A 19,469-nucleotide genomic window follows, 5' to 3' on the forward strand; every position below is an offset into this window, starting at 1 on the left:
ACCCGCCACCCTTTGTGCATACCGGCGTGCTCAGCAGCCGGAACGTCTCATCAGGCCATCGGCGCGCGTCTCGTTGGGGCGGTCGACGATCGCCAGCTCGTCGGGACCGAACAGGAAGTGGCTTTCGCTGCTCGGCGAGATCGCGCCGTGGATCAGCGGCACCTTTGAGCCCTCCGTCTCGATCCACTTCGCGAGCGTCGGCCCGTCGGTGCCGCCGGTCGCCTCGATGCCGGCGGCGAGCAGCTTGACGGCGTCATAATACTCGCTGGCGAGGCTGACCGAAACCTTGCCGGCCTGGTCGGGCGCGAAGGCTTCCAGAGCACGCGAGAACTCGGCATAGGGGCTCGCGCCCTCCGCGTCGTCGGCGCAGTAGGTCATGCCCTTGTAGGCGACGCTGTGGACGTTCTCGAAGGCTTCGGCGCCCACCGAGCGGGCGATGGCCGGCGCATAGACCGACATGGCGGTGGCGCCGACCACCTTCGGCTGCCAGCCGACCTGGGCGAGCGTCTTCAGCATCCGCCCCCCGTCCTCGACGGTGCTGGTGAAGAAGATCACCGCACCCGGGGCCGCCCGGCGCAACGACAGGATCTGCGGCGACAGGTCGTCGGCGCGGAAGCGGTACTCCTGTTCCGCGGCGAGCGCGATGCCGCGCGCCTCGAGGTTCTTCTTCACCTCCGCGACGCCCGAACGCGACTGGCCACCATCGTCGGCAAGGATGCCGACCGTCTTCACGCCGAGCTGGTCGGCGACGTAGTCGACCATCACCTTGGCCGCCGTGGCGGCGCTGGTGTTGAACGAGAAGTGATAGGGTCCGACTTCGGGGGTCAGCGCCGCCGTGCCTGCATTGGTGATCTGTACCACCTTTGCTTGCGTGGCCACCTCGACGGCCGGCACCGCCTCCTGGCTGACGAGCGGCCCGATCAGGATGTCGATGTTCTCGCGTTCGATAAGGCGGCGCGCCTCGCCAGCGGCGGTGGTCGGGTTGGACTGGGTGTCACCGCGCACGATCTCGATCTGACGGCCGAGCACGCCGCCGGCGGCATTGATCTCGGCGACGGCCATGTCGACGCCGATGGTCAGGGCGGCGCCGATGGCCGCCCCCGGACCCGTCGCCGAAGGCAGGACGCCGAAGCGGATGGGTTCCTGCGCCCGCACGCTGGACATGCCCACGGCCAAGCCGGCGATAGCCATGCCGAGCACGAGCGCGCTCGCCTTGAGCAGGCCGCGTCGCCGACGGTCCGGTGAACGCTCATTCGAATAGACTGCGTGTGCGATGGTGGTCATGATTTCCTCCCTGAACCACTGCGAACCCTGCCTAATCGGCACGGCGCGTCGGCATTCTCTGACTGATGCATCTTCCGCCTCGTGGCCAAATTTTGTAACATTCGTTCGATTTTTGTGTCAATCAGGCTTTTCTCCGCGCATGATCTTCTCAGAAAGGCGGGGAGATCTGAGGTGCCATGCGCGCTTGAATGTTTTTCTAACTGTTATTAGAAGATCACAAGACGGTATCGGGAGGAGAGTTCGTGACGGAACGGCATAAATTGGCCATCGTGGTGGGGGGCGCGCGTGGCATCGGCCGTGCCGTGTGCATGGCAGTAGCGCACCTCTACCAGACCGTGGGCATCGTCTATCAGAGCGACCATGAGGCCGCCGCGCTCACCGCCGGGCGCATCAACGCCGCGGGCGCAGCCGCGCGGCCGATGCAGCTCGATATCCGCGATGCCGATGAGGTGGCGAAGGCGATCGAAGCGGCGGCCCGCGACTGCGGCTCGCTCGATCTAATCGTCCACAGCGCCGGCGCCCGTTCGGCCTGGAAGCCTGTCCGCGAGCTATCGCCCGCCGAGTGGTCGGAGCTGATCGACGTCGATCTCAACGGCTTCTTCAACGTCGTCAGCCCCGCGCTCAGGATCATGCATGCCCAGAGGCACGGCAACATCGTCGCCGTCACCTCGATCGCGGCGCGGGCGGCCTCGCCACGTTCGGCGCAGACGGCCGCCGCCAAGGCTGGCGTCGAGGCGATGATCCGGGTCATCGCGCGCGAGGAAGGGCGCAACGGCATCAGGGCCAATGCGGTCGCCGCGGGACTGACCGACACTGACCAGGGCCGCGACGCCATGCGGCATTGGGGAGACGACATGACCGGACGCATCATCGCTCAGTCGGCGCTGCGGCGCGTCGGCACACCCGAAGAGGTGGCACAGGTCGTTGCCTTCCTGGCCTCGCCGGCCGCGTCATACATCACCGGCCGCGTCATCGCCGCCGACGGCGGCCAGTTCATCAGCGCGTGAGCCAGAGGAGGTACGGCGGTGGCGACCGGTTTCGAAGAGTTCCGGCTCGGCAGGCAGTTCGGGCTGACCGCGGACCAGACCGAGCTGTGCGATCACGCCAGCGACTATTTCAAGGCGGTTCTTCACCCGCTCCAGCAGCGCATGGACGACGAGGAATGGTGGCCGGCTGAGACGTTTCGCGAGGTTGCGGCCATGGGCTATCTCGGCACCACCATTCCGCCGGAGTATGGCGGCCAGGGCCTCGACTACCTGTCCTCGGGTTTGATCTGCGAGGTGATGGCCTACTGGAACCCGGCCTTCGCCTTTTCCTGGCTCAACGCCGACAATCTTGTCATGGACAACCTTTACCGCAACGGAAATGAGCAGCAACGCAGGCGCTTCCTGCCGCGGTTGTGCACCGGAGAGCTGGTTGGCGCGCTGGGCATGACCGAGCCCGGTGCGGGATCGGACGCGCTCGGCTCGATGAAAACCAGCGCCCGGCGCGACGGCGACGCTTATGTGGTGAGAGGGACAAAACTGTTCATCACCAACGGGCCGATCGCCGACCTCGTGCTGGTCTACGCCCGCACCGACCCGACCATGGGCCGTTCCAAGGGTATTTCGGCGCTGATTGTCGAGAAGGAGTCCGGCGGTTTCAGAGTCGCGCAGAAGCTCGACAAGATGGGCTTTCGCGGCAGTCCGACCGGCGAGCTGGTCTTCGAGGACTGCCGGGTGCCGGCAGCGAACCTGCTCGGCGAGGAGAATCGCGGCCACATCATCATGCATTCGGGTCTCGACCTCGAGCGGGTGCTGTCGGCTATGCTGTGCATCGGGCCGGCCCGGCGCGCACTCGACCTCGCTATCGACCACGCCAAGCTGCGCGAGCAGTTCGGTAAGCCGATCGGCTCGTTTCAGATGATCCAGGCCAAGCTGGCAGAAATGTATGTGGCGCTCGAATCGGCGCGCACCTTCGTCTATCGCGTGCTCGATGCCTGCAACAGCGTGCAGGACGGCGATCTCGGCCGCGGCCGCATTCACAAGCTGGCGGCCGCTGCTCTATACAAGGCGGCCGAGGCCGGAAAGTTCGTGATGGACGAAGCCGTGCAGATCCACGGCGGCTCCGGCTACATGCGCGACACTGAGATCAACCGCCTCTACCGCACCACCAAGGTGATGGAGATCGCCGCCGGCTCCCAGGAGATCAGGCGCCTGATCATCGCCGGCGACTTGCTGAAAGGCTGAATTTCGTGTTCTGGCTACATGGATCAGGCGCGTTGGGTGCGGCGGGCATTCGTTCGCCGGCATGGAAATGCAGGTTTGATGACGATGGATAGTGGACCCGTTCGCAAGCGGCGCAGGCGTGAAGCGGAAAAGGTGTCGAAGGCCGACATATCACGCGAGCGTGTGCTGATCGCGGCCGCGCGCATCTTCAGCGTGCGCGGCTATGCTGGAACGACCATGCGCGACATCGCCAAGGGCGCGGGTCTGCAGGCGGGAAGCCTCTACTACTACTACCCGTCGAAGGACCTTCTGATCGAGGCCGTGCTCGACATGGGCATCCATGGCGTGTCAAACGCCGTCTACAGCACCATCGCGGGTCTTCCGCCATCGACCACCTATGCCGACCGTATCCGCGCCGCGGTGCTCGCCCACCTCCAGAGCGTGCTCGAGTTCGGAGACTATGCGCTGGCCTCGCGCCGCGTTCTGGGCCAGGTTCCACCTGACGTTCGGCGCAAGCACGTGCTGCGGCGCGACGCCTATGGCGATTTCTGGGTCAAGCTGCTGGAGGCGGCACGCGGCGCCGGCGAACTCCGCGACGACGTCGACCTGAAGCTCGCCCGTACGTTCATCCTGGGAGCGCTCAACTCCGCGCTCGAATGGTACCGACCGGACGGGATGAGCATTGATGAGGTCGCCTCCCAGTTCAACGCGATGATCTCCGACGGCCTGTTCCGACTGCCGCGGGCCGAAGGCTGAAGCCGCCGCCGCGCCGCCCGGCAATGGTTGCGCGCCGCAGAGATTTGCCATACATTCTAACATGTGTTCGTAAATCTCGCACCGATGCATCCTCCTTGCGTCGGGCGGAAGGACCACGGAGAGCTGATGGACTTCGCCGTTTCGGACCAAATTAAGGCCATTGCCGACGGGCTGTTGCGGTTCGTCGATCAGGTCGTCGTCCCTCTCGAAGTGGAACACGCCGCCATATTTTCGAACAATCGTATGATTTTTGAGGCAGACGGCCGCTATTCCGATCGGGTGCTCGAACTGCGGCGACAGGTGCGCACGAAATCTGCCGAGGCCGGCTACTACACCATGCTGGGCGCCGAGGAGCTTGGCGGCGGCGGTCTCGGCGCCGTCGCGGCCGTGTGGGTGCAGATGCAGCTCGCGCGCCGCTATGGGCCCGAGCGCCACCTGATCCACCATGTGGTTGTGCCCTCGCCCTTCACCAACGGGCTTTCCCCGGTGCTGCGCCATCTCGACAAGGGATTGAAGGAGAGATACCTGCCAGGGATCGCCTCGGGCGAGAAGACGCTCTGCTTCGCGTTGAGCGAACCCGATGCCGGGTCCGACGCGCAGGCGATCCGCACCCGGGCCGATCGCGACGGGGATGATTGGGTGATCACCGGCACCAAGCAGTGGATCACCAATAGCCCCTATGCGGACTACGCCGTTGTCTTCGCCGTCACCGACCGCGAGCAGGCCGAGGGGCGCAAAGGTGGCGTGACAGCCTTCTTCGTCGATACGGCGACACCCGGCTTCAAAGTGACGGCTGTCATTCCGTTGATGGGCCAGGCTGGCGGCGATACCGGCATTATAGCGCTCGATCGGGTGCGCGTCCCCGACCGCAATCGCCTGGGCGAGGCCGGCCAGGGCCTGACCGTCGCCATGCAGGGCATCAATGCCGGCCGTCTCGGCATGGCCGCCACCTGTGTCGGCTATGCCGAATGGGCCCTCGCCATGGCGTCGGACTACGCCGGGACGCGTCGGACCTTCGGCAGGCCGATTGGCGAGCACCAGGCCATCCAGCATCACCTCGCGGATATGGCGATGGACGTCTTCGCCGCCAAGAGCATGTTGCTCAACTGCGCGGCTCGCATCGACGCCGGGCTGCCAGCGCGCGGCGAGATCGCCATGGTCAAATGCTTCGCCACCGAAATGCTGTCGCGCTGCATGGACCGTGCGATCCAGGTCCATGGCGCAATGGGGCTGACCAACGAGTTGCGGCTTGAAGCCGGGTACCGCTTTGCGCGCATCATGCGCATCCCGGACGGCACCGCCGAGATGCAACGGCGGACCGTCGCGACGGAACTGTTGAGGGGCCGGCTGGAAATCTGACGCGAGAGATGCCGCGGCGCGGCAGAAGATCGCTGGCCGGGAGCTTGGGAGGAACAATGGCTTTTGCTGCAAGCGCGCATCACCGCGAGATCGAGGAGGCGGTCGGGCGGATATGCCAGGACTTTGATGATGGCTACTGGCTGGCGAAGGACACGGAGGGTGTGTTCCCACACGAGTACTACCGTGCGATCGCGGAAGGCGGCTGGCTCGGCATCGCCATGCCCGAAGAATATGGCGGGGCCGGGCTTGGCATCACGGAAGCTGCCGTCATGATGCGCACGATCGCCGAATCCGGCGCCGGGATGTCGGGAGCATCGGCGGTCCACATGAACATATTCGGCCTCCAGCCTGTGGTCGTCTTCGGCACTGCGGAGCAGAAGGCGCGGATGCTGCCGCCGCTGATCCGTGGCGAGGAGAAGGCGTGCTTCGCCGTCACTGAGCCCGATGTCGGCCTCAACACCATCCGGATCAAGACGCGAGCCGTCCGTGACGGCGACCGTTATCTGCTCAGCGGCCAGAAGATATGGATCTCGACCGCGCAGGTCGCACACAAGATGCTGATTCTCGCCCGCACGGGCGAGGTGGAAGAAGAGGGCCACAGGGGACTCAGCCTGTTCTACACCGACCTCGACCGGTCGAAGGTCGAAGTCCGCGCGATCCACAAGCATGGGCGGCACGCCGTCGATTCCAACATGCTGTTCCTCGAAGGCGTCGAGGTGCCGGCGGCAGACCTGATCGGCGTCGAGGGCGAGGGTTTCCGGCAGATACTGCACGGGCTCAATCCGGAGCGCATCCTGATCGCGTCCGAAGCAGTTGGTCTCGGCCACGCGGCGCTGCGGCGGGCTTGCCAGTATGCGCGCGAGCGCGTCGTCTTCGACCGGCCGATCGGCCAGAACCAAGGCATCCAGCATCCGCTCGCCCGATGCTGGATGAATCTCGAGGCGGCGTGGCTGATGGTGCTGGAGGCGGCCCGCCGCTATGACGCGGGCGAGGAATGCGGCGCCCAGGCGAACACGGCGAAATTCCTTGCTGCCGAGGCCGCCTACGAGAGCTGCCAGACCGCGGTGATGACCCATGGTGGCATGGGCTATTCGGCCGAGTACCACGTCGAGCGTTACCTGCGCGAATGCCTCATTCCCAGGATCGCGCCAGTCAGCCCGCAGATGATCATGAACTTCGTGGCGGAGAAGGTGCTGGGTCTGCCGAAATCCTACTAGAGCATTTTCGAGCGAAGTGGATACCGGTTCGCGTGAAGAAAATGCGGCCATGCAAGACCTTGAGACGCGGTTCCGCGATTCGGAGAAAAGCGGAAACGCTCTCTAGGCTGGCGATCGGGAGTATTCATGTCGAGACTTGCAGCTTGCACCATCCATGACGGCGTCGCCGTCGTCACCATCGACAACCCACCGGTCAACGCGCTCGGCGCACGGTTGCGTGGAGACCTTTTCGCAGTGCTCTCGGAAGTGGTCGCTTCGCCGGAGGTCGCCGCGATTGTGCTCACGGGCTCGGGACGCAACTTCGTCGCCGGCGCCGACATCTCTGAAATCGGCCGGCCGCCCGTGGAGCCCACGGTCACCTCGATCATCGAGTTGATCGAAGATTGCGAGCGGCCAACCATCGCGGCGATCAACGGCAACGCGCTCGGCGGCGGGCTGGAACTGGCTATGGCGTGCCATTATCGCGTGGCCACGCCCGAAGCCCGTCTCGGCCTGCCGGAAGTCCGGCTGGGGCTTCTTCCCGGCGCGGGCGGAACCCAGCGGCTGCCACGCTTGGTCGGCGCGGCCGCGGCGCTGGATATGATCGTCACCGGTAGTGAGATCGGCGCGCGGAAGGCGAGCGGGATCGGTCTGGTGGACGCGCTGTCCGAAGGCGACTTGATGCGCGAGGCGATCGCCCTTGCGCAGGCGCGCGCGGCCGAGAATGGTTCCCATGTTGCCGTGCGGTATCGCGAGGACAAGATCGCCGCCGCAAAGCGGGATCTTGCCGGCTTCGAGGCGCACCGTGACGCCCTGCTGAGCAAACGGCGCGGGCTACGCGCGCCGCAGCTTGCCGCCCTGTCCGTCGGCAACGCTCTGACGCTGCCTTTCGACGATGCGCTGGCCGCCGAGCGCGGCTTCTTTCTTGAGTTGGCGTCGTCCGACGAGTCGAAGGCGCTGCGTCACCTGTTCTTCGCCGAGCGCGAGGCTGCAAAGCTCGATGGCGTGACGAAGGAGGCCGCGCGCGCGGTCCGCAGGGTCGGCATCGTCGGCGCGGGGACGATGGGCCGGGGAATTGCCATGGCTTTCCTCAACGCCGGAATGCCGGTCGCTCTCGCGGAAACGGATGAGGAGGCGCTCGCCAAGGCAATCGAGGCGATCTCCGCGTCCTATGCGGCCTTGGTCCGTCGCGGCTCCCTGTCCGAAGAGGAGGCGAGCGCGCGTCGCGGCAATCTCTCGGGAAGCGTCAGCTACGATATGTTTGCCGACTGTGACCTCGTCATCGAGGCCGTGTTCGAGGACATGGCGCTCAAGAAGACGATCTTCGCCGCGCTGGCGGCGGCGACGCCAGCTGGGACGATCCTCGCGACCAATACGTCGTGGCTAGACGTCAATGAGATCGCCGCCGCCACGGACCGGCCGCAGGATGTGCTGGGGCTGCACTTCTTCTCCCCCGCCCACGTGATGAAGCTGCTCGAAATCGTGCGCGGCGAAAGAACCTCGCCCGCGGCGCTGGCGACCGCACTGAAGCTCGCAAGGCGTATCGGCAAGGTTCCGGTGGTGGTCGGCGTGGGCTACGGCTTCGTCGGCAACAGGATGCTGGCTGCGCGCAACGCCGAACTCGAAAGGCTGATGCTCGAAGGCGCGATGCCGACACAGATCGACCGGGCCTTCAGGGATTTCGGCTGGCCAATGGGACCGTTCGAGATGACTGACCTCGCGGGTCTCGACGTTGGCTGGCGCAATCGCCGGGCACATGGCAAGACGGCGCCTGTTGCCGATGCGCTCTGCGAGATGGGCCGGTTCGGACAGAAGACTGGACGTGGCTTCCATCTTTACCCGGATGGATCGCGCAAGGGCGTGCCCGACCCGGAGGTCGAGAAGCTGATCAGGACGATGGCCGAGGAAGCCGGCATCGCTCCGCGGGCGGTGTCGTTCGCCGAGATCCTCGAGCGGACGCACTATCCCATGGTCAATGCCGGCGCACAGGTCGTCGAGGAGGGCATCGCACGCCGCGCCGCGGATATCGATGTCGTATGGGTCAACGGCTACGGCTTCCCCGCATGGAAGGGCGGGCCGATGTTCTGGGCGCGGAAGGAAGGCCTGTCACGCATCGAACGATTTCTGGCGCGCCAGTTCGAAGCGACAGGCTCCGAGCATTTCCGGCCGTCGCCAATGCTGCCGCTTCTCGCCGCTTCGGATTGATAGCCTTGCCGGCACGGCCTCAGGCCTCGGTGGATTCGCGGTGGAGGAGTTCCGGCGCCCCCACGCACCCTTTGCGCGCTAGGTGGGCGATCTCCTCGTCGGAATAGCCTATCGCGCGCAGCACCTGCGCCGTGTGCTGGCCGGCAGATGGAGCGGGAGCGCGCACGCTTTGCCCGATGCTCTGCAACTGCACCAGGAGATTGGCGATCGGCAGTGCAGTTCCGACGCCGGGCTGGCTCACCGTGCCGAGTACACCGCTTTCCATGATGTCGGGATCGCCGATCGCCTGATGCGGTGAGTAGACGGGGCCGGATGGGATGCCGGCGCGGCCGAGCTGCTCGATCGCTTGCGCCGTGGTCCGTGTCTTCGTCCATTTCCGCATTACCCGCGACAGCGCCAGCCCGTTCTGGCCGCGCGCGGCATCCGAATCGAAGCGGGGGTCGCGCGCGAGCTCCGGCCTGTCCATCAGCCTCGCCCAGCGCCGGAACATGGGGTTGCCGACGACCTGGACGGCGATCGCGCCGTCGAGGGTCGGAAAGAAGTCCGATGGCGCGGAGTTCGGGCTGCGGTTGCCGTAGGGTCGGCGGTCGGTTCCCTTGACCGCCGCCTCGATATGGGCCGCGTTGATGAAGGTAAACGCCGTCGCCAGCAGCGACGCCTGCACGTTCTGGCCTTCCCCCGTCTTCAGCCGGTGAATGATCGCGGCCAGCGTGCCGACAGCGCCGGCGAGCCCGGTGCCGTAATCCACATAGGAGCTGGCCGCGCGCGACGGCCGCGACGGGCTGCCGCCTAAATAGGCTGCGCCGCTGACGGCTTGAGCGACAGCGTCGAAGCCCGTCCTTCCGCCAAGCGGACCCTTGGGGCCGAAGGCGGAGAGATTTGTGGCGATGATGTCGGGCTTCAGTCTGCGCAGGGTCTCGTAGTCGAGCCCGTGCCGCTTCAGCGTCCCGACCGGCATATTGGTGATCACCACATCCGCTGTACAGGTCAGCCGCTCCACGATCTGTCGCCCTTCCGACGACGCGGCATCGACGGCAAGGGACTTCTTGTTGCGGTTGAGCTGGAGGAACAGCGCTCCGTCACCGTCATCCGTCACGGGAATGAGCCTGCGGTCCTCGCCACCGCCCACCGGCTCGATACGGACGACCTCGGCCCCAAGATCGCCCAGTACCGAGGCGCAGTAGGGACCTGCGATGTACCTGCTGAAATCAAGAACCCTGAGATCGCCCAGTACAGGCATGCCTCAGGCCTTTCCGCCCGCGCGGACGAAATCCGGCGTTCGTTTCTCCCTGAACGCAGCGATGCCTTCGCGCATATCGGCGGAACCCAAGCAGATCGACTGGTGGAGCGCCTCGGCTTCAAGGGCGGAGGCGAGGCTTGTGGGCGGCTCCTTCAGCATCAGCCGCAGTTGCAGCAGCGCGGCCGCCGGCGCTTCCGCAAGGTTCCGGGCCTCGCCGACTGCTCGTTCCCAAACCGCCTCGTCTTCGACGATCGCGTCGGCCAGCCCGACCGCCAGCGCCTCCTCGGCGCCGAAGCTGCGCGCCTCGAACAGGGCTTTGCGCGCAAGGCTCGGTCCAATGCGCCGTGGAAGCGTGTAGGTGATGCCGAAATCGGGTACCAGCCCGATCTTGAGGAACGGAAAGCCGATCGTCGCCGAGCGGCCCATCACGATGCTGTCGCACAAAAGCGCAAGCCCCGCCCCCGCCCCCAGGCAGTGTCCGTTCACGGCGGCGACCAGGGGCTTCGGCGACGAGCCGGCCAAAAGCGCGAGATCGCCGGCCGATCGCATCATGTGATGGGACGCCTGACCGGGCGCGTGATCGGCTATCCGGGACAGGTCTCCGCCGACGGAGAAATTGCGGCTTTCCGAGCCGATGACAATCGCGCGGACGGCGGGGTCCCGATACAACAGGCGAAGCTTGGCGGCGATATCGTCGCGCAGGGATTCGTCCAGCGCGTTGCGTCCGGCCGGATCGCACATGACAAGGCGCGCGACGCCCCGATCCTCGCCTTGCACCTTTACGTCGCCCATGTCGCCTCCCGCCGCCCTCTCGATCATGCGTTTCCAACAAGAGCATATTTTCTAACGTTTGTTTGTCAATTGCAATAAACCTCGTTCCTTCATCAAGCCATCGCTGACGCAAGGGTGCGCACCTCCACTCGGAAAAGCTCGCGCATTTCGTTGGCCTTATGCAAAGCCGGCCTCGGGAGCATGGAAAGAGAATCGTCCGTGGCGCATTGGACAGGCAAGGTGAAGGATTGACACAATCATTCTAACATCTGTAATAAATCACCGTTGCGGTGTGGCTGCGGCCGGCCCTTGCCGGAGGAGGCGGCGCTCATGGATCTTTTCGAACGAACCATACCGGGCGCCGTTATCGACGCTGCCAACCGGCACGCGGAGGCGCCCGCGATCGTCGAGCAGGGCAACGTCCTAACCTATCAGCGGCTGCTCGATCGCGCCCTGCGGGCCGGCGCAGTCTTCGCGGGCCATGGTGTGGGCAAGGGTGACCGCGTTGCGATCCTCCTCCCCAATTCCACCGCATGGGTGGAGGCCGCGCTCGGTGCGGCATTCATCGGTGCGGTCGTCGTTCCGGTCAGCACGAGGCTGAAAGCCCAGGAGGCCGCCTATATCCTGCGCAAGTCGGGCGCACGCGTTCTTGTCGCCGCCGGCAACTTCCTCGGAACCGACTACGCGGCCATGATCGATGACCACGACGTTCCCGATCTTCGGGTTCGCATCCGCTGCAGCCTCGGCGAAGGGGACGGGGACGAATGGGCGGCCGCTTTGGCTGCCGTCGACGAGGATGCGAAGGCAAGGACGCTCGAGAGCGGCAGAGCGGTGCGGGAGAACGACATCGCGGAGATCATCTTTACCTCCGGCACGACGGGGTTCCCCAAGGGGGCCATGTTGCGACAGGGTCAGGTCGTCCGCGTCTACGGCATCTGGGCCGAGGGAACCGGCATCCGCGCCGGTGACCGCTACCTCATCATCGCTCCCATGTTCCACTCCTTCGGCTTCAAGGCCGGCGTGATCGCCTCGATCCTCAAGGGCGCGACCATGTATCCAGTCCGGATCTTCGGCGCGGCTGAAACCCTGAGGACGATCGAGGCCGAGAGGATCACGGTCATGGGCGGACCGCCCACCATCTTTACCTCTCTGCTGGAGATGAACGAGGCGGCTGGGCACGACCTATCCAGCCTGCGCAGCGTGGCGACGGGCGCCAGCATGGTTTCGCCCGAACTGATCAGGACGCTTCAACGGGATGTCGGCGTCGAGATCGTCGTCAACGCCTACGGGCTGACCGAATCCTGTGCGCTGGTGACCATGACCAGACCGGACGATCCGGTCGAGCTGATCGCCACCACGGCGGGCAGGGTCATCGAGGGCGTGGAAATGAGATGCATGAGCCAGGACGGTAGGCTGGCGCAGGCTGGCGAACCCGGCGAGATACAGGTGCGGGGCCACAACGTCATGGCCGGATATTTCGAGGACGAAGCCGAGACAGCGAAGGCCATGACCGCCGACGGCTGGCTCAGGACCGGCGACATCGGCATCGTCGACGCCGCCGGCTATCTGCGCGTCACTGACAGGCTAAAGGACATGTTCATCGTGGGCGGCTTCAACTGCTATCCCGCCGAGATAGAGAAGCTGATGCTCGCCTATCCCGGCATCCGCGAGGCAGCCGTGGTCGGCGTTCCCGACGCGCGGTTGGGCGAGGTCGCCAAGGCATTCGTCGTGCCGAAGGAAGGCACGGGTTTCGATGCCGAATCCTTTATCGCCTGGTGCCGGCAGAACATGGCCAACTACAAGGTGCCACGATCGGTCGAGACGATCGCGGCGCTGCCTCGCAACGCGATGGGCAAGGTCCAGAAATTCCTGCTGCGCGACGGCAGCGCCTGACAGGTCACGTCGCTATCCGCAATCAAACACATGAAGACGCCGATGCTCGAGAACGACTACAAGCATATTTCCTTCGCACGGAGCGGGAACATCCTGCGCGTGACGCTCAACCGGCCCGACAAGCTCAATGCGATCAACGGTGAGATGCACCGCGAGCTCTCACGGCTGTTCTTCGATCTCGCGCTGGACGATCGGTCCGACGTCATCGTGCTGACCGGCGCAGGCAAGGCGTTCAGCGCCGGCGGCGATATCGACCATCTCGAGCGATGCCGCGCCGATCCGGCGCTGTTCGACGTGGCGCTGCGCGAAGCGAAGCTGCTGGTTTCGGGCCTGCTCGATTGCGACAAGCCCGTCATCTGCAGGATGAACGGCGACGCCGTCGGTCTCGGTGCGACGATCGCGCTGCTTTGCGACATCGTCATCGCCGCCGATCACGCCAGGATCGGCGATCCGCATGTCAGGGTAGGCTTGGTGGCGGCCGACGGCGGCGCGGTGATCTGGCCGTATCTGATCGGCTATGCGCGTGCCAAGCAATATCTGCTGACCGGCGATCTGATCGGTGCCCCGGAGGCGTGTGGGATCGGACTGATCAATTTTGCGGTTCCGGAAGCCGAGCTTGACACGAAGGTCGACGAATGGGCGCGGCGGCTTGCCGGCGGCGCCACGCTTGCCACCCGCTGGACCAAGGCGACGATCAATGTCGGCCTCAAGCAGATCGCCGGCGGCATCATGGATGCCGGGCTCGCCTATGAGGGCCTGTCGCAGCGGACCGAAGATCATGGCGAGGCGATCGCGGCGATGCGCCAACGGCGCAAGCCTCAGTTCAAGGGCCGCTGATTGCCCTTCGCCAACGGATTGCAGATCGAGGAGAGCTTAAGGATGCAGCCGGCCGCAATCGTGTCCTTCGCGCGCACGCCCATCGCCAAGGCGGGGCGCGGCGCCTATGCCGGGGTACATCCGGTGACGCTCTGCGGCCATGCGATCCGCCACGCGGTCGCCCGCGCCGGGATCGAGCCCGGCGAGGTCGAGGAGGTCGTCAACGGCTCGGCTGTCTCCGTCGGCCCGGCTGTGGGCAATATCGCCCGCCACGCCATCTTCCGTGCGGGCCTTCCCGCGACAACGACCGCCGTGACGGTGACGCGCGCCTGCGCCTCGGGCCTACAGGCGATAGCCACCGCCGCACAACGCATCATGGCCGGCGAGATATGCGTGGCGGTTGCATCGGGAACCGAGACGATCTCCCTTCAACTCGACCCGGCCTTCCCCAACCTGCGTCGCGAGGAATGGCTTTCGCGAGAGTTGGCCGACCTGTACATGCCGATGATCGACACGGCCGAGGTGGTCGCCAGGCGCTACAACGTCACCCGCGAAGCGCAGGATGCCTACGCGCTCGAAAGCCAGCGCCGCACGGCGGCGGCCCAGCAAGCCGGTCGGTTCGACGCCGAGATCGTGCCGCTCGAGGCGGCCGACTGCTCGCCCGACGCGGCAAAGGCAGCGGCTCTTCTCCGCGACGAGGGGAACCGTCCGAACACGACCCTTGAAGGCCTCGCCGCGCTGGAGCCGGTGCGCGGTGCCGGCAATACGGTCACTGCCGGCAATTCCAGCCAGCTTTCCGACGGGTCGGCTGCCGTGGCGATGATGTCCGAGAGCGAGGCGGAAAGAAGAGGGCTGGAACCGCTGGGCGTTTTCCTTGGGCTGGCTACGGCCGGCTGCGATCCCGACGAGATGGGCATCGGCCCGGTTCTCGCCGTGCCCAAGCTCCTTGATCGGTTCGGACTGAAGGTGGACGACATCGACCTGTGGGAGCTGAACGAGGCATTCGCCAGCCAGGTCGTCCACTGCGCTGAAAGGCTCCACCTGCCGATGGAGCGTCTCAATGTCGACGGCGGTGCCATATCGATCGGTCATCCCTACGGCATGTCCGGCGTGAGGTTGACGGGACATCTCTTGATCGAGGGCCGCCGACGCAACGCGCGGTACGCCGTGGTGACAATGTGCGTAGGCGGCGGGATGGGCGCGGCTGGGCTGTTCCAGCTACGCTGAGACTGAACATTAGACGATCTCAAGGTAGCGTCTCGCGATTAGAGCTTCGGCGCGCAGGGCATCGGCGCGATCCGGTCTTTCGAGGCGGTTCATCTCGACCGCCGCACGCTCGCGTTCCTCGATTTCCGCCAACAGAACCGCGCGTACCTGCGCCGGGTTCAGATGAAGCCGTTCGATTTCGGCCGATCCATCGCTGAAGCGATGTTGGTCCGTCTTAGTCCGGCGTGCTTGAAGCGGTGGCGCTTCGGCGTTGTCGATTGCCGCGATAAGCGCACGAATAAGTGCGGCTTCATCAGTGTGTCCATTCTTGATGGCGGCACGGAGATCGGCGCGCATGCGGGTTTTCATGGTGTATGCGGAATCGTGCGTCATCTCGCATCCTCTTGAGGGTTCAGCTCGCCGTATGGCTACCCTATTTATCCCAATTGTCCTACAATTCGTTCTTTTTGGGGAAAAAAGGGAGTCTTTGCGAATGTCGCGCCAACTTCTTACCGTCGAACAAGCGGCCGAGCAGCTCAACCTGCATGCCAAAACGGTGCTACGGTACATTCGTGACGGACGGCTACCCGCAACGCGGGTCGGCAAGTCCTATCGAATTCCTCGCGCGGACTTGGATGCGTTTGCCGGGCTCGCGAGCGGCAGGTCCGATATGGATACAGGCGCGCGTACGACGTGCATCACCGAAATACCCGGGGTAACCGTCGAGGCAGCGGAACGCATCGCGACGTTCCTCCAGTCTGCAGCGATGACCGGCGACGCCGGCACATCGCCGCTGCATCTTCAGACGGCGTTCGATCCCCTCGCCAAGGTGCTGAAGATCGTCGCGATCGGCAGTCCGTCCGATGTGGGGACGTTGCTGAAAATGCTGCATCTGCATATTGGGGCGCGGAGATGACGGACCACGGCTGTGGTCGCGGGAGATTGGCGGGGTGTCCGTGCCCGACCAGCCCCGTTCGGCAAACCATTGATGCGCGGCGCGGGTGGTATCACGGCGTGCTGAGGTCGTTCCTTGCGCAGGATGGCGATCCAACCCCTTCCGTCACCGCCTCGCTGCTCGTCGCTTCGCCGGACGGGATGCTGGAAAAACCGAGGACGTGCCTTCCCTTGTCGAGGAAGCGCTGGCCAGACTGCTGGTTCGTCGTCGACTCACTGTTTTAGCCGGAGCTACCGGCCGAGTTTTACGCCGGCAGCCTCACGGTCCCAGGTGCGCGCTGTCCGGCCAATCTCTTTCAGGATGTGCTTCCTGACCTTGCCTGTGGGCGTTTTGGGTAGCTCTGCCACCATGTCGAGGAACCGGGGAATCATGAAATAGGGCATGCGGTTGGCAGCGAAGCGGATGAGATCCTCCGGTGTCGAGGTGTGATCCGCCTTCAGAACGATTGCCGCCATGACTTCCTGCTCAGTATCCTCGGACATCACCGGAAACACCGCGCATTCGGCGACTGCCGGATGCTGGCTGAGGATTGCCTCGACTTCCATGGATGAGATATTTTCGCCACGTCGCCTGATCGTGTCGCGCAGCCTGTCCACGAAATAGAAATTGCCCTCCTCGTCATAACGGCCTGCATCGCCGCTATGGAGCCAAAGATTGCGCCACATCTTCGCGGTCTGCTCCGGCTGGTTCCAATAGCCCAGCATCGTGATCCACGGCTGCTTTGGCCGCACCAGGATTTCCCCCAGCACGTGGGGCGGCACAGGCTGGTCATTCTCGTCCGCGATCATGACCTCGAACCTGTCGTCGCGGATCTTTCCCACGATCTGATTATCGGCAATCGACCTGGTCAAAGGCATGGACAGCGGCGCATTGACTTCCGTGGAGCCGTACGCGGACGCCACCTTCAGGTCGAAGCGCCGGGCAAATTCATCCACATCCTTGAGGAGCGGGCACATCAGCACCTTGCACAGAGGATTATCGGCATCGTTCTGAGCGGCAGGTTGCCTTTGCAGGAAGTTCGCCATGGCACCGAGGAGATATGTGGCCGTCACGCCAAACCGCCGTACGTCATCCCAAAAACCCCGGACGCTAAATTGACGCGGAATGACGGCGGTGGCGCCGAAAATGGCGGCGCCGAAAATAACGCCCCATTTTCCCGCAACATGAAACAGGGGAAGCCCGGCGGTGTAGTAGACGTCATCCTCAGCGAGTTCCAATATGCCGGCGCAACCTCGGGCATATTCGAAAGCGTGAGCGTGGGCCGTCATGACCCCCTTGGACCCGCCCGTTGTGCCCGACGTGTACATGATCGACATCATCTGCGACTCGGCTGGCAACCCGGCTGGAGAGTCATCCGGCGGCAAGAGATCGGATAGTGGAGTCACTGGCTTTCCAGCAACCGTCTGCAAGCCTGCAGCATTCTCGGCCGATGCGATGATGAAGCGCTCAAGTCGAGACAACGGGGCTTCAAGACCTTCAAACCGTTCGGCGAAACTCGCGTCGATGATGGCGTTCTTCGCGCCGCAGTCATTGACGATGTGGGCGAGAATATCACCGCGATAGGCAGTGTTTACTGGAACATCGACGATCCCCGCCTTTGAGCAAGCGATCCAGATTGCAATTTGTTCGACCGAGTCCCGCAGCATGACCAACAGAGTGTCCCCGGGCTGCATACCGATCTCGATCAACCCGTGCGCAAGCCGGTTCGAGAGCAACTCCATATCCGCATAGCTGGCGTCCGACGTCTCGAACCGAAGCCAGGTCTTGTCGGGATGAATGCGGCAAGCTTCCTTCAGCACATGCACGATGGTGCGTTCACCTGATGAAAAAGGCTTCATGGCTCGTGAGCCTCCTTTTCCCGGCCACTTGCGTTTTGCCGACTTAACGGTAGGATATCCGACTAGTCAGGCGGTTTTCAACCAAAAGAGCCGATAGGGAGACATACGCCATGAAGGCACCAATCAGGGTCGAAAAATCGGGACATGTGGCATGGATGTACCTGGACCGCCCAGAGAAACTCAACGCCATGACCATCGACACATGGGCGCTGTTGGGCGATCTGCTGCGCGCGTTGAACAGCGATCTCGATATCAGAGTTCTGGTCATCGCCGGCGAGGGGCGCGCCTTTCTGGCCGGCCATGACGTCGGCGAGATCAAGGAGCATTCAGAGCATATCAGTGCCGGGCAGATCGGCGCCAGCCAACTGCGCGAATGGCAGAAGAAGCTTCAGGAAACGACCCGTCTGATCCGCCTCGTCCGATTCCCGGTCATTGCCGCGGTGCATGGCTATGCGGTCGGTGCGGGGTGCGAATTGGTCTTTGCCTGCGACCTTGTCGTGGCAGAGCGGTCCGCGAAATTCGGGTTTCCCGAGGTGAATATCGGCGCCACCATTACCAATGGGGGGACCTTTTTCATGCCCAGAAAGGTAGGCTTGGCCAAGGCGCGCGAGCTTGCCTACACCGGTGAATTCATCGATGGAGACGAGGCGCACCGGATTGGGCTCGTCAACCGTTTGGCGGCAGACGGAAATGTGCGCGCCGATGCCGAGAAGCTCGCCAACCAGATCGCAAGCCGGGCGCCGATCGCGGTCCAGGCGCACAAGGTGATGCTCGACCGGGGGCTGGAGGCGTCCCTTGAAGTGATGCTCCATTTCGAGACCGAGTGCATGATCCAATCAAACCTGTCGCGCGACAGCATCGAGGGTACCTCTGCCTGGCTCGAGAAGCGCCAGCCCAACTTTACAGGCACATGACACTGAACTGCAGAACGGGTGAGCTTACCTGATGCGCGTGCCTAAGGACAGTATTGCACTGGCCGATTCTCGCAATCGTGCCCTTCGGGGAAGGCGTGGGCTCCAGCGGGGGAATGTCGATCGCGAGCGCCTGCTTGACGTGTCATCGGCGCTGTTCGCCAGCAAGGGCTACAGGGCCACATCCCTCGACGACATCGCTGCCGCGTTGGGCATCAAGAAGTCCAGCCTCTATCATTATGTCTCTTCAAAGGACGAGATCCTGATCGGCCTCTATAGCCGGCTGTATGAGCTGGTTGAACCGCGCATCTGGGCGATCAGAGCTGAGCCGCTTGCTCCCGACCGCAAGCTCAGGAAAATGGTGGAAGCCTATATCGAGCTCATCACCACGCATATCGACAGCTTCTCCACCGCATGGCTGAACGAGCACGAGCTTTCGCCTGAGAACCGGCTGGCCATTCAGCGCCGGCATCGCCGGATGGAAAGGACCTTCGAGGCCGTAATCATCGAAGGTCAACAGCAGGGACTGCTTGCGCGCCACACGCCCCGTTTGATGGGCCTTGCCATGTTCGGAATGGTCATGTTCATTCAATACTGGTACCGAAACGCCAAGATCTCCAAAGAGCAGATTAAGTCAGAGTTCCTTGCCATCCTGGAATCTGGCTGGAAGACCGCCCGCCCTGAAGAGAAGCGCGAAATCCCGGACGTGTCTTTCGAACGACTCGAGAATTCATTGAGATCAATGAAGCATGAGCTAAAGATCTTGAAGGCTGCCTGGTCCAAAAACGCATGCTAGAGTGCTTCCGCTTTTCTTATCTCAGATCAGGCGCCG

Annotated in this window: 17 protein-coding genes; 12 read left to right on the forward strand and 5 right to left on the reverse strand. The window is 64.0% G+C overall.

Features of this window, described 5'->3' with window-relative positions:
* Window positions 1-30: 30 nt before the first annotated feature.
* On the reverse strand, window positions 31-1,284 hold the full coding sequence (locus E4P09_RS21375) for an ABC transporter substrate-binding protein (protein ID WP_137391680.1): 1,254 nt from the start codon (window positions 1,282-1,284) through the stop codon (window positions 31-33).
* A 242-nt stretch (window positions 1,285-1,526) separates the two neighbouring features.
* Here E4P09_RS21375 and E4P09_RS21380 point away from each other — a divergent pair, with 242 nt between their 5' ends.
* The 6 genes from E4P09_RS21380 (at window position 1,527) to E4P09_RS21405 (ending at window position 9,007) form a co-directional block, all read left to right on the forward strand.
* On the forward strand, window positions 1,527-2,291 hold the full coding sequence (locus E4P09_RS21380; protein ID WP_170984557.1) for an SDR family oxidoreductase: 765 nt from the start codon (window positions 1,527-1,529) through the stop codon (window positions 2,289-2,291).
* Window positions 2,292-2,309: 18 nt separating this feature from the next.
* Entirely contained in the window at window positions 2,310-3,512 is a 1,203-nt protein-coding gene (locus E4P09_RS21385) for an acyl-CoA dehydrogenase family protein (protein ID WP_205042239.1), read from the forward strand.
* A 78-nt stretch (window positions 3,513-3,590) separates the two neighbouring features.
* Entirely contained in the window at window positions 3,591-4,247 is a 657-nt protein-coding gene (locus E4P09_RS21390) for a TetR/AcrR family transcriptional regulator (protein WP_170984558.1), read from the forward strand.
* A gap of 126 nt (window positions 4,248-4,373) precedes the next feature.
* Window positions 4,374-5,606, forward strand: coding sequence for an acyl-CoA dehydrogenase family protein (locus tag E4P09_RS21395; RefSeq protein WP_137391683.1), 1,233 nt, complete (start codon window positions 4,374-4,376; stop codon window positions 5,604-5,606).
* A gap of 56 nt (window positions 5,607-5,662) precedes the next feature.
* Window positions 5,663-6,823, forward strand: coding sequence for an acyl-CoA dehydrogenase family protein (locus E4P09_RS21400; protein WP_137391684.1), 1,161 nt, complete (start codon window positions 5,663-5,665; stop codon window positions 6,821-6,823).
* 126 nt (window positions 6,824-6,949) lie between these two features.
* Window positions 6,950-9,007 carry a 3-hydroxyacyl-CoA dehydrogenase NAD-binding domain-containing protein gene (locus E4P09_RS21405; RefSeq protein ID WP_137391685.1) on the forward strand — a complete coding sequence of 686 codons (2,058 nt, stop codon included), beginning with the start codon at window positions 6,950-6,952 and terminating at the stop codon, window positions 9,005-9,007.
* A gap of 19 nt (window positions 9,008-9,026) precedes the next feature.
* Here E4P09_RS21405 and E4P09_RS21410 read toward each other — a convergent pair whose 3' ends face one another.
* On the reverse strand, window positions 9,027-10,247 hold the full coding sequence (locus tag E4P09_RS21410; RefSeq protein ID WP_137391686.1) for a CaiB/BaiF CoA transferase family protein: 1,221 nt from the start codon (window positions 10,245-10,247) through the stop codon (window positions 9,027-9,029).
* 3 nt (window positions 10,248-10,250) lie between these two features.
* Window positions 10,251-11,066, reverse strand: coding sequence for an enoyl-CoA hydratase/isomerase family protein (locus E4P09_RS21415; RefSeq protein WP_137391687.1), 816 nt, complete (start codon window positions 11,064-11,066; stop codon window positions 10,251-10,253).
* 282 nt (window positions 11,067-11,348) lie between these two features.
* On the opposite strand from E4P09_RS21415, the gene E4P09_RS21420 reads away from it, so the two are divergent.
* Genes E4P09_RS21420 through E4P09_RS21430 form a run of 3 tightly spaced genes read left to right on the forward strand, consistent with a single transcriptional unit; the run spans window position 11,349 to window position 14,954 of the window.
* Entirely contained in the window at window positions 11,349-12,911 is a 1,563-nt protein-coding gene (locus E4P09_RS21420) for an AMP-binding protein (protein ID WP_137391688.1), read from the forward strand.
* 30 nt (window positions 12,912-12,941) lie between these two features.
* Complete coding sequence (locus E4P09_RS21425) at window positions 12,942-13,748, forward strand: enoyl-CoA hydratase-related protein (protein ID WP_205042241.1); 807 nt, start codon at window positions 12,942-12,944, stop codon at window positions 13,746-13,748.
* A 42-nt stretch (window positions 13,749-13,790) separates the two neighbouring features.
* Window positions 13,791-14,954, forward strand: coding sequence for an acetyl-CoA C-acyltransferase (locus tag E4P09_RS21430; RefSeq protein ID WP_137391689.1), 1,164 nt, complete (start codon window positions 13,791-13,793; stop codon window positions 14,952-14,954).
* 9 nt (window positions 14,955-14,963) lie between these two features.
* On the opposite strand, the gene E4P09_RS21435 is transcribed toward E4P09_RS21430, so the two are convergent.
* Entirely contained in the window at window positions 14,964-15,326 is a 363-nt protein-coding gene (locus E4P09_RS21435; protein ID WP_137391690.1) for a hypothetical protein, read from the reverse strand.
* Between the two features lie 100 nt (window positions 15,327-15,426).
* Between E4P09_RS21435 and E4P09_RS21440 the strand changes: the two genes are divergently transcribed.
* Complete coding sequence (locus tag E4P09_RS21440; protein ID WP_137391691.1) at window positions 15,427-15,849, forward strand: helix-turn-helix domain-containing protein; 423 nt, start codon at window positions 15,427-15,429, stop codon at window positions 15,847-15,849.
* Window positions 15,850-16,118: 269 nt separating this feature from the next.
* On the opposite strand, the gene E4P09_RS21450 is transcribed toward E4P09_RS21440, so the two are convergent.
* Window positions 16,119-17,726 (reverse strand): AMP-binding protein, encoded by a 1,608-nt coding sequence (locus E4P09_RS21450; RefSeq protein ID WP_137391692.1) that lies wholly within the window; start codon window positions 17,724-17,726, stop codon window positions 16,119-16,121.
* A gap of 110 nt (window positions 17,727-17,836) precedes the next feature.
* Here E4P09_RS21450 and E4P09_RS21455 point away from each other — a divergent pair, with 110 nt between their 5' ends.
* The gene (locus tag E4P09_RS21455; protein WP_137391693.1) at window positions 17,837-18,640 is read left to right on the forward strand and encodes an enoyl-CoA hydratase/isomerase family protein; all 804 of its coding nucleotides are present in this window, start codon (window positions 17,837-17,839) and stop codon (window positions 18,638-18,640) included.
* Between the two features lie 31 nt (window positions 18,641-18,671).
* Window positions 18,672-19,433: a TetR/AcrR family transcriptional regulator gene (locus E4P09_RS21460; protein ID WP_137391694.1), complete on the forward strand. Its 762-nt coding sequence runs from the start codon at window positions 18,672-18,674 to the stop codon at window positions 19,431-19,433.
* Window positions 19,434-19,469: the final 36 nt, after the last annotated feature.

The organism is Rhodoligotrophos defluvii (assembly GCF_005281615.1).
Classification (GTDB): domain Bacteria; phylum Pseudomonadota; class Alphaproteobacteria; order Rhizobiales; family Im1; genus Rhodoligotrophos; species Rhodoligotrophos defluvii.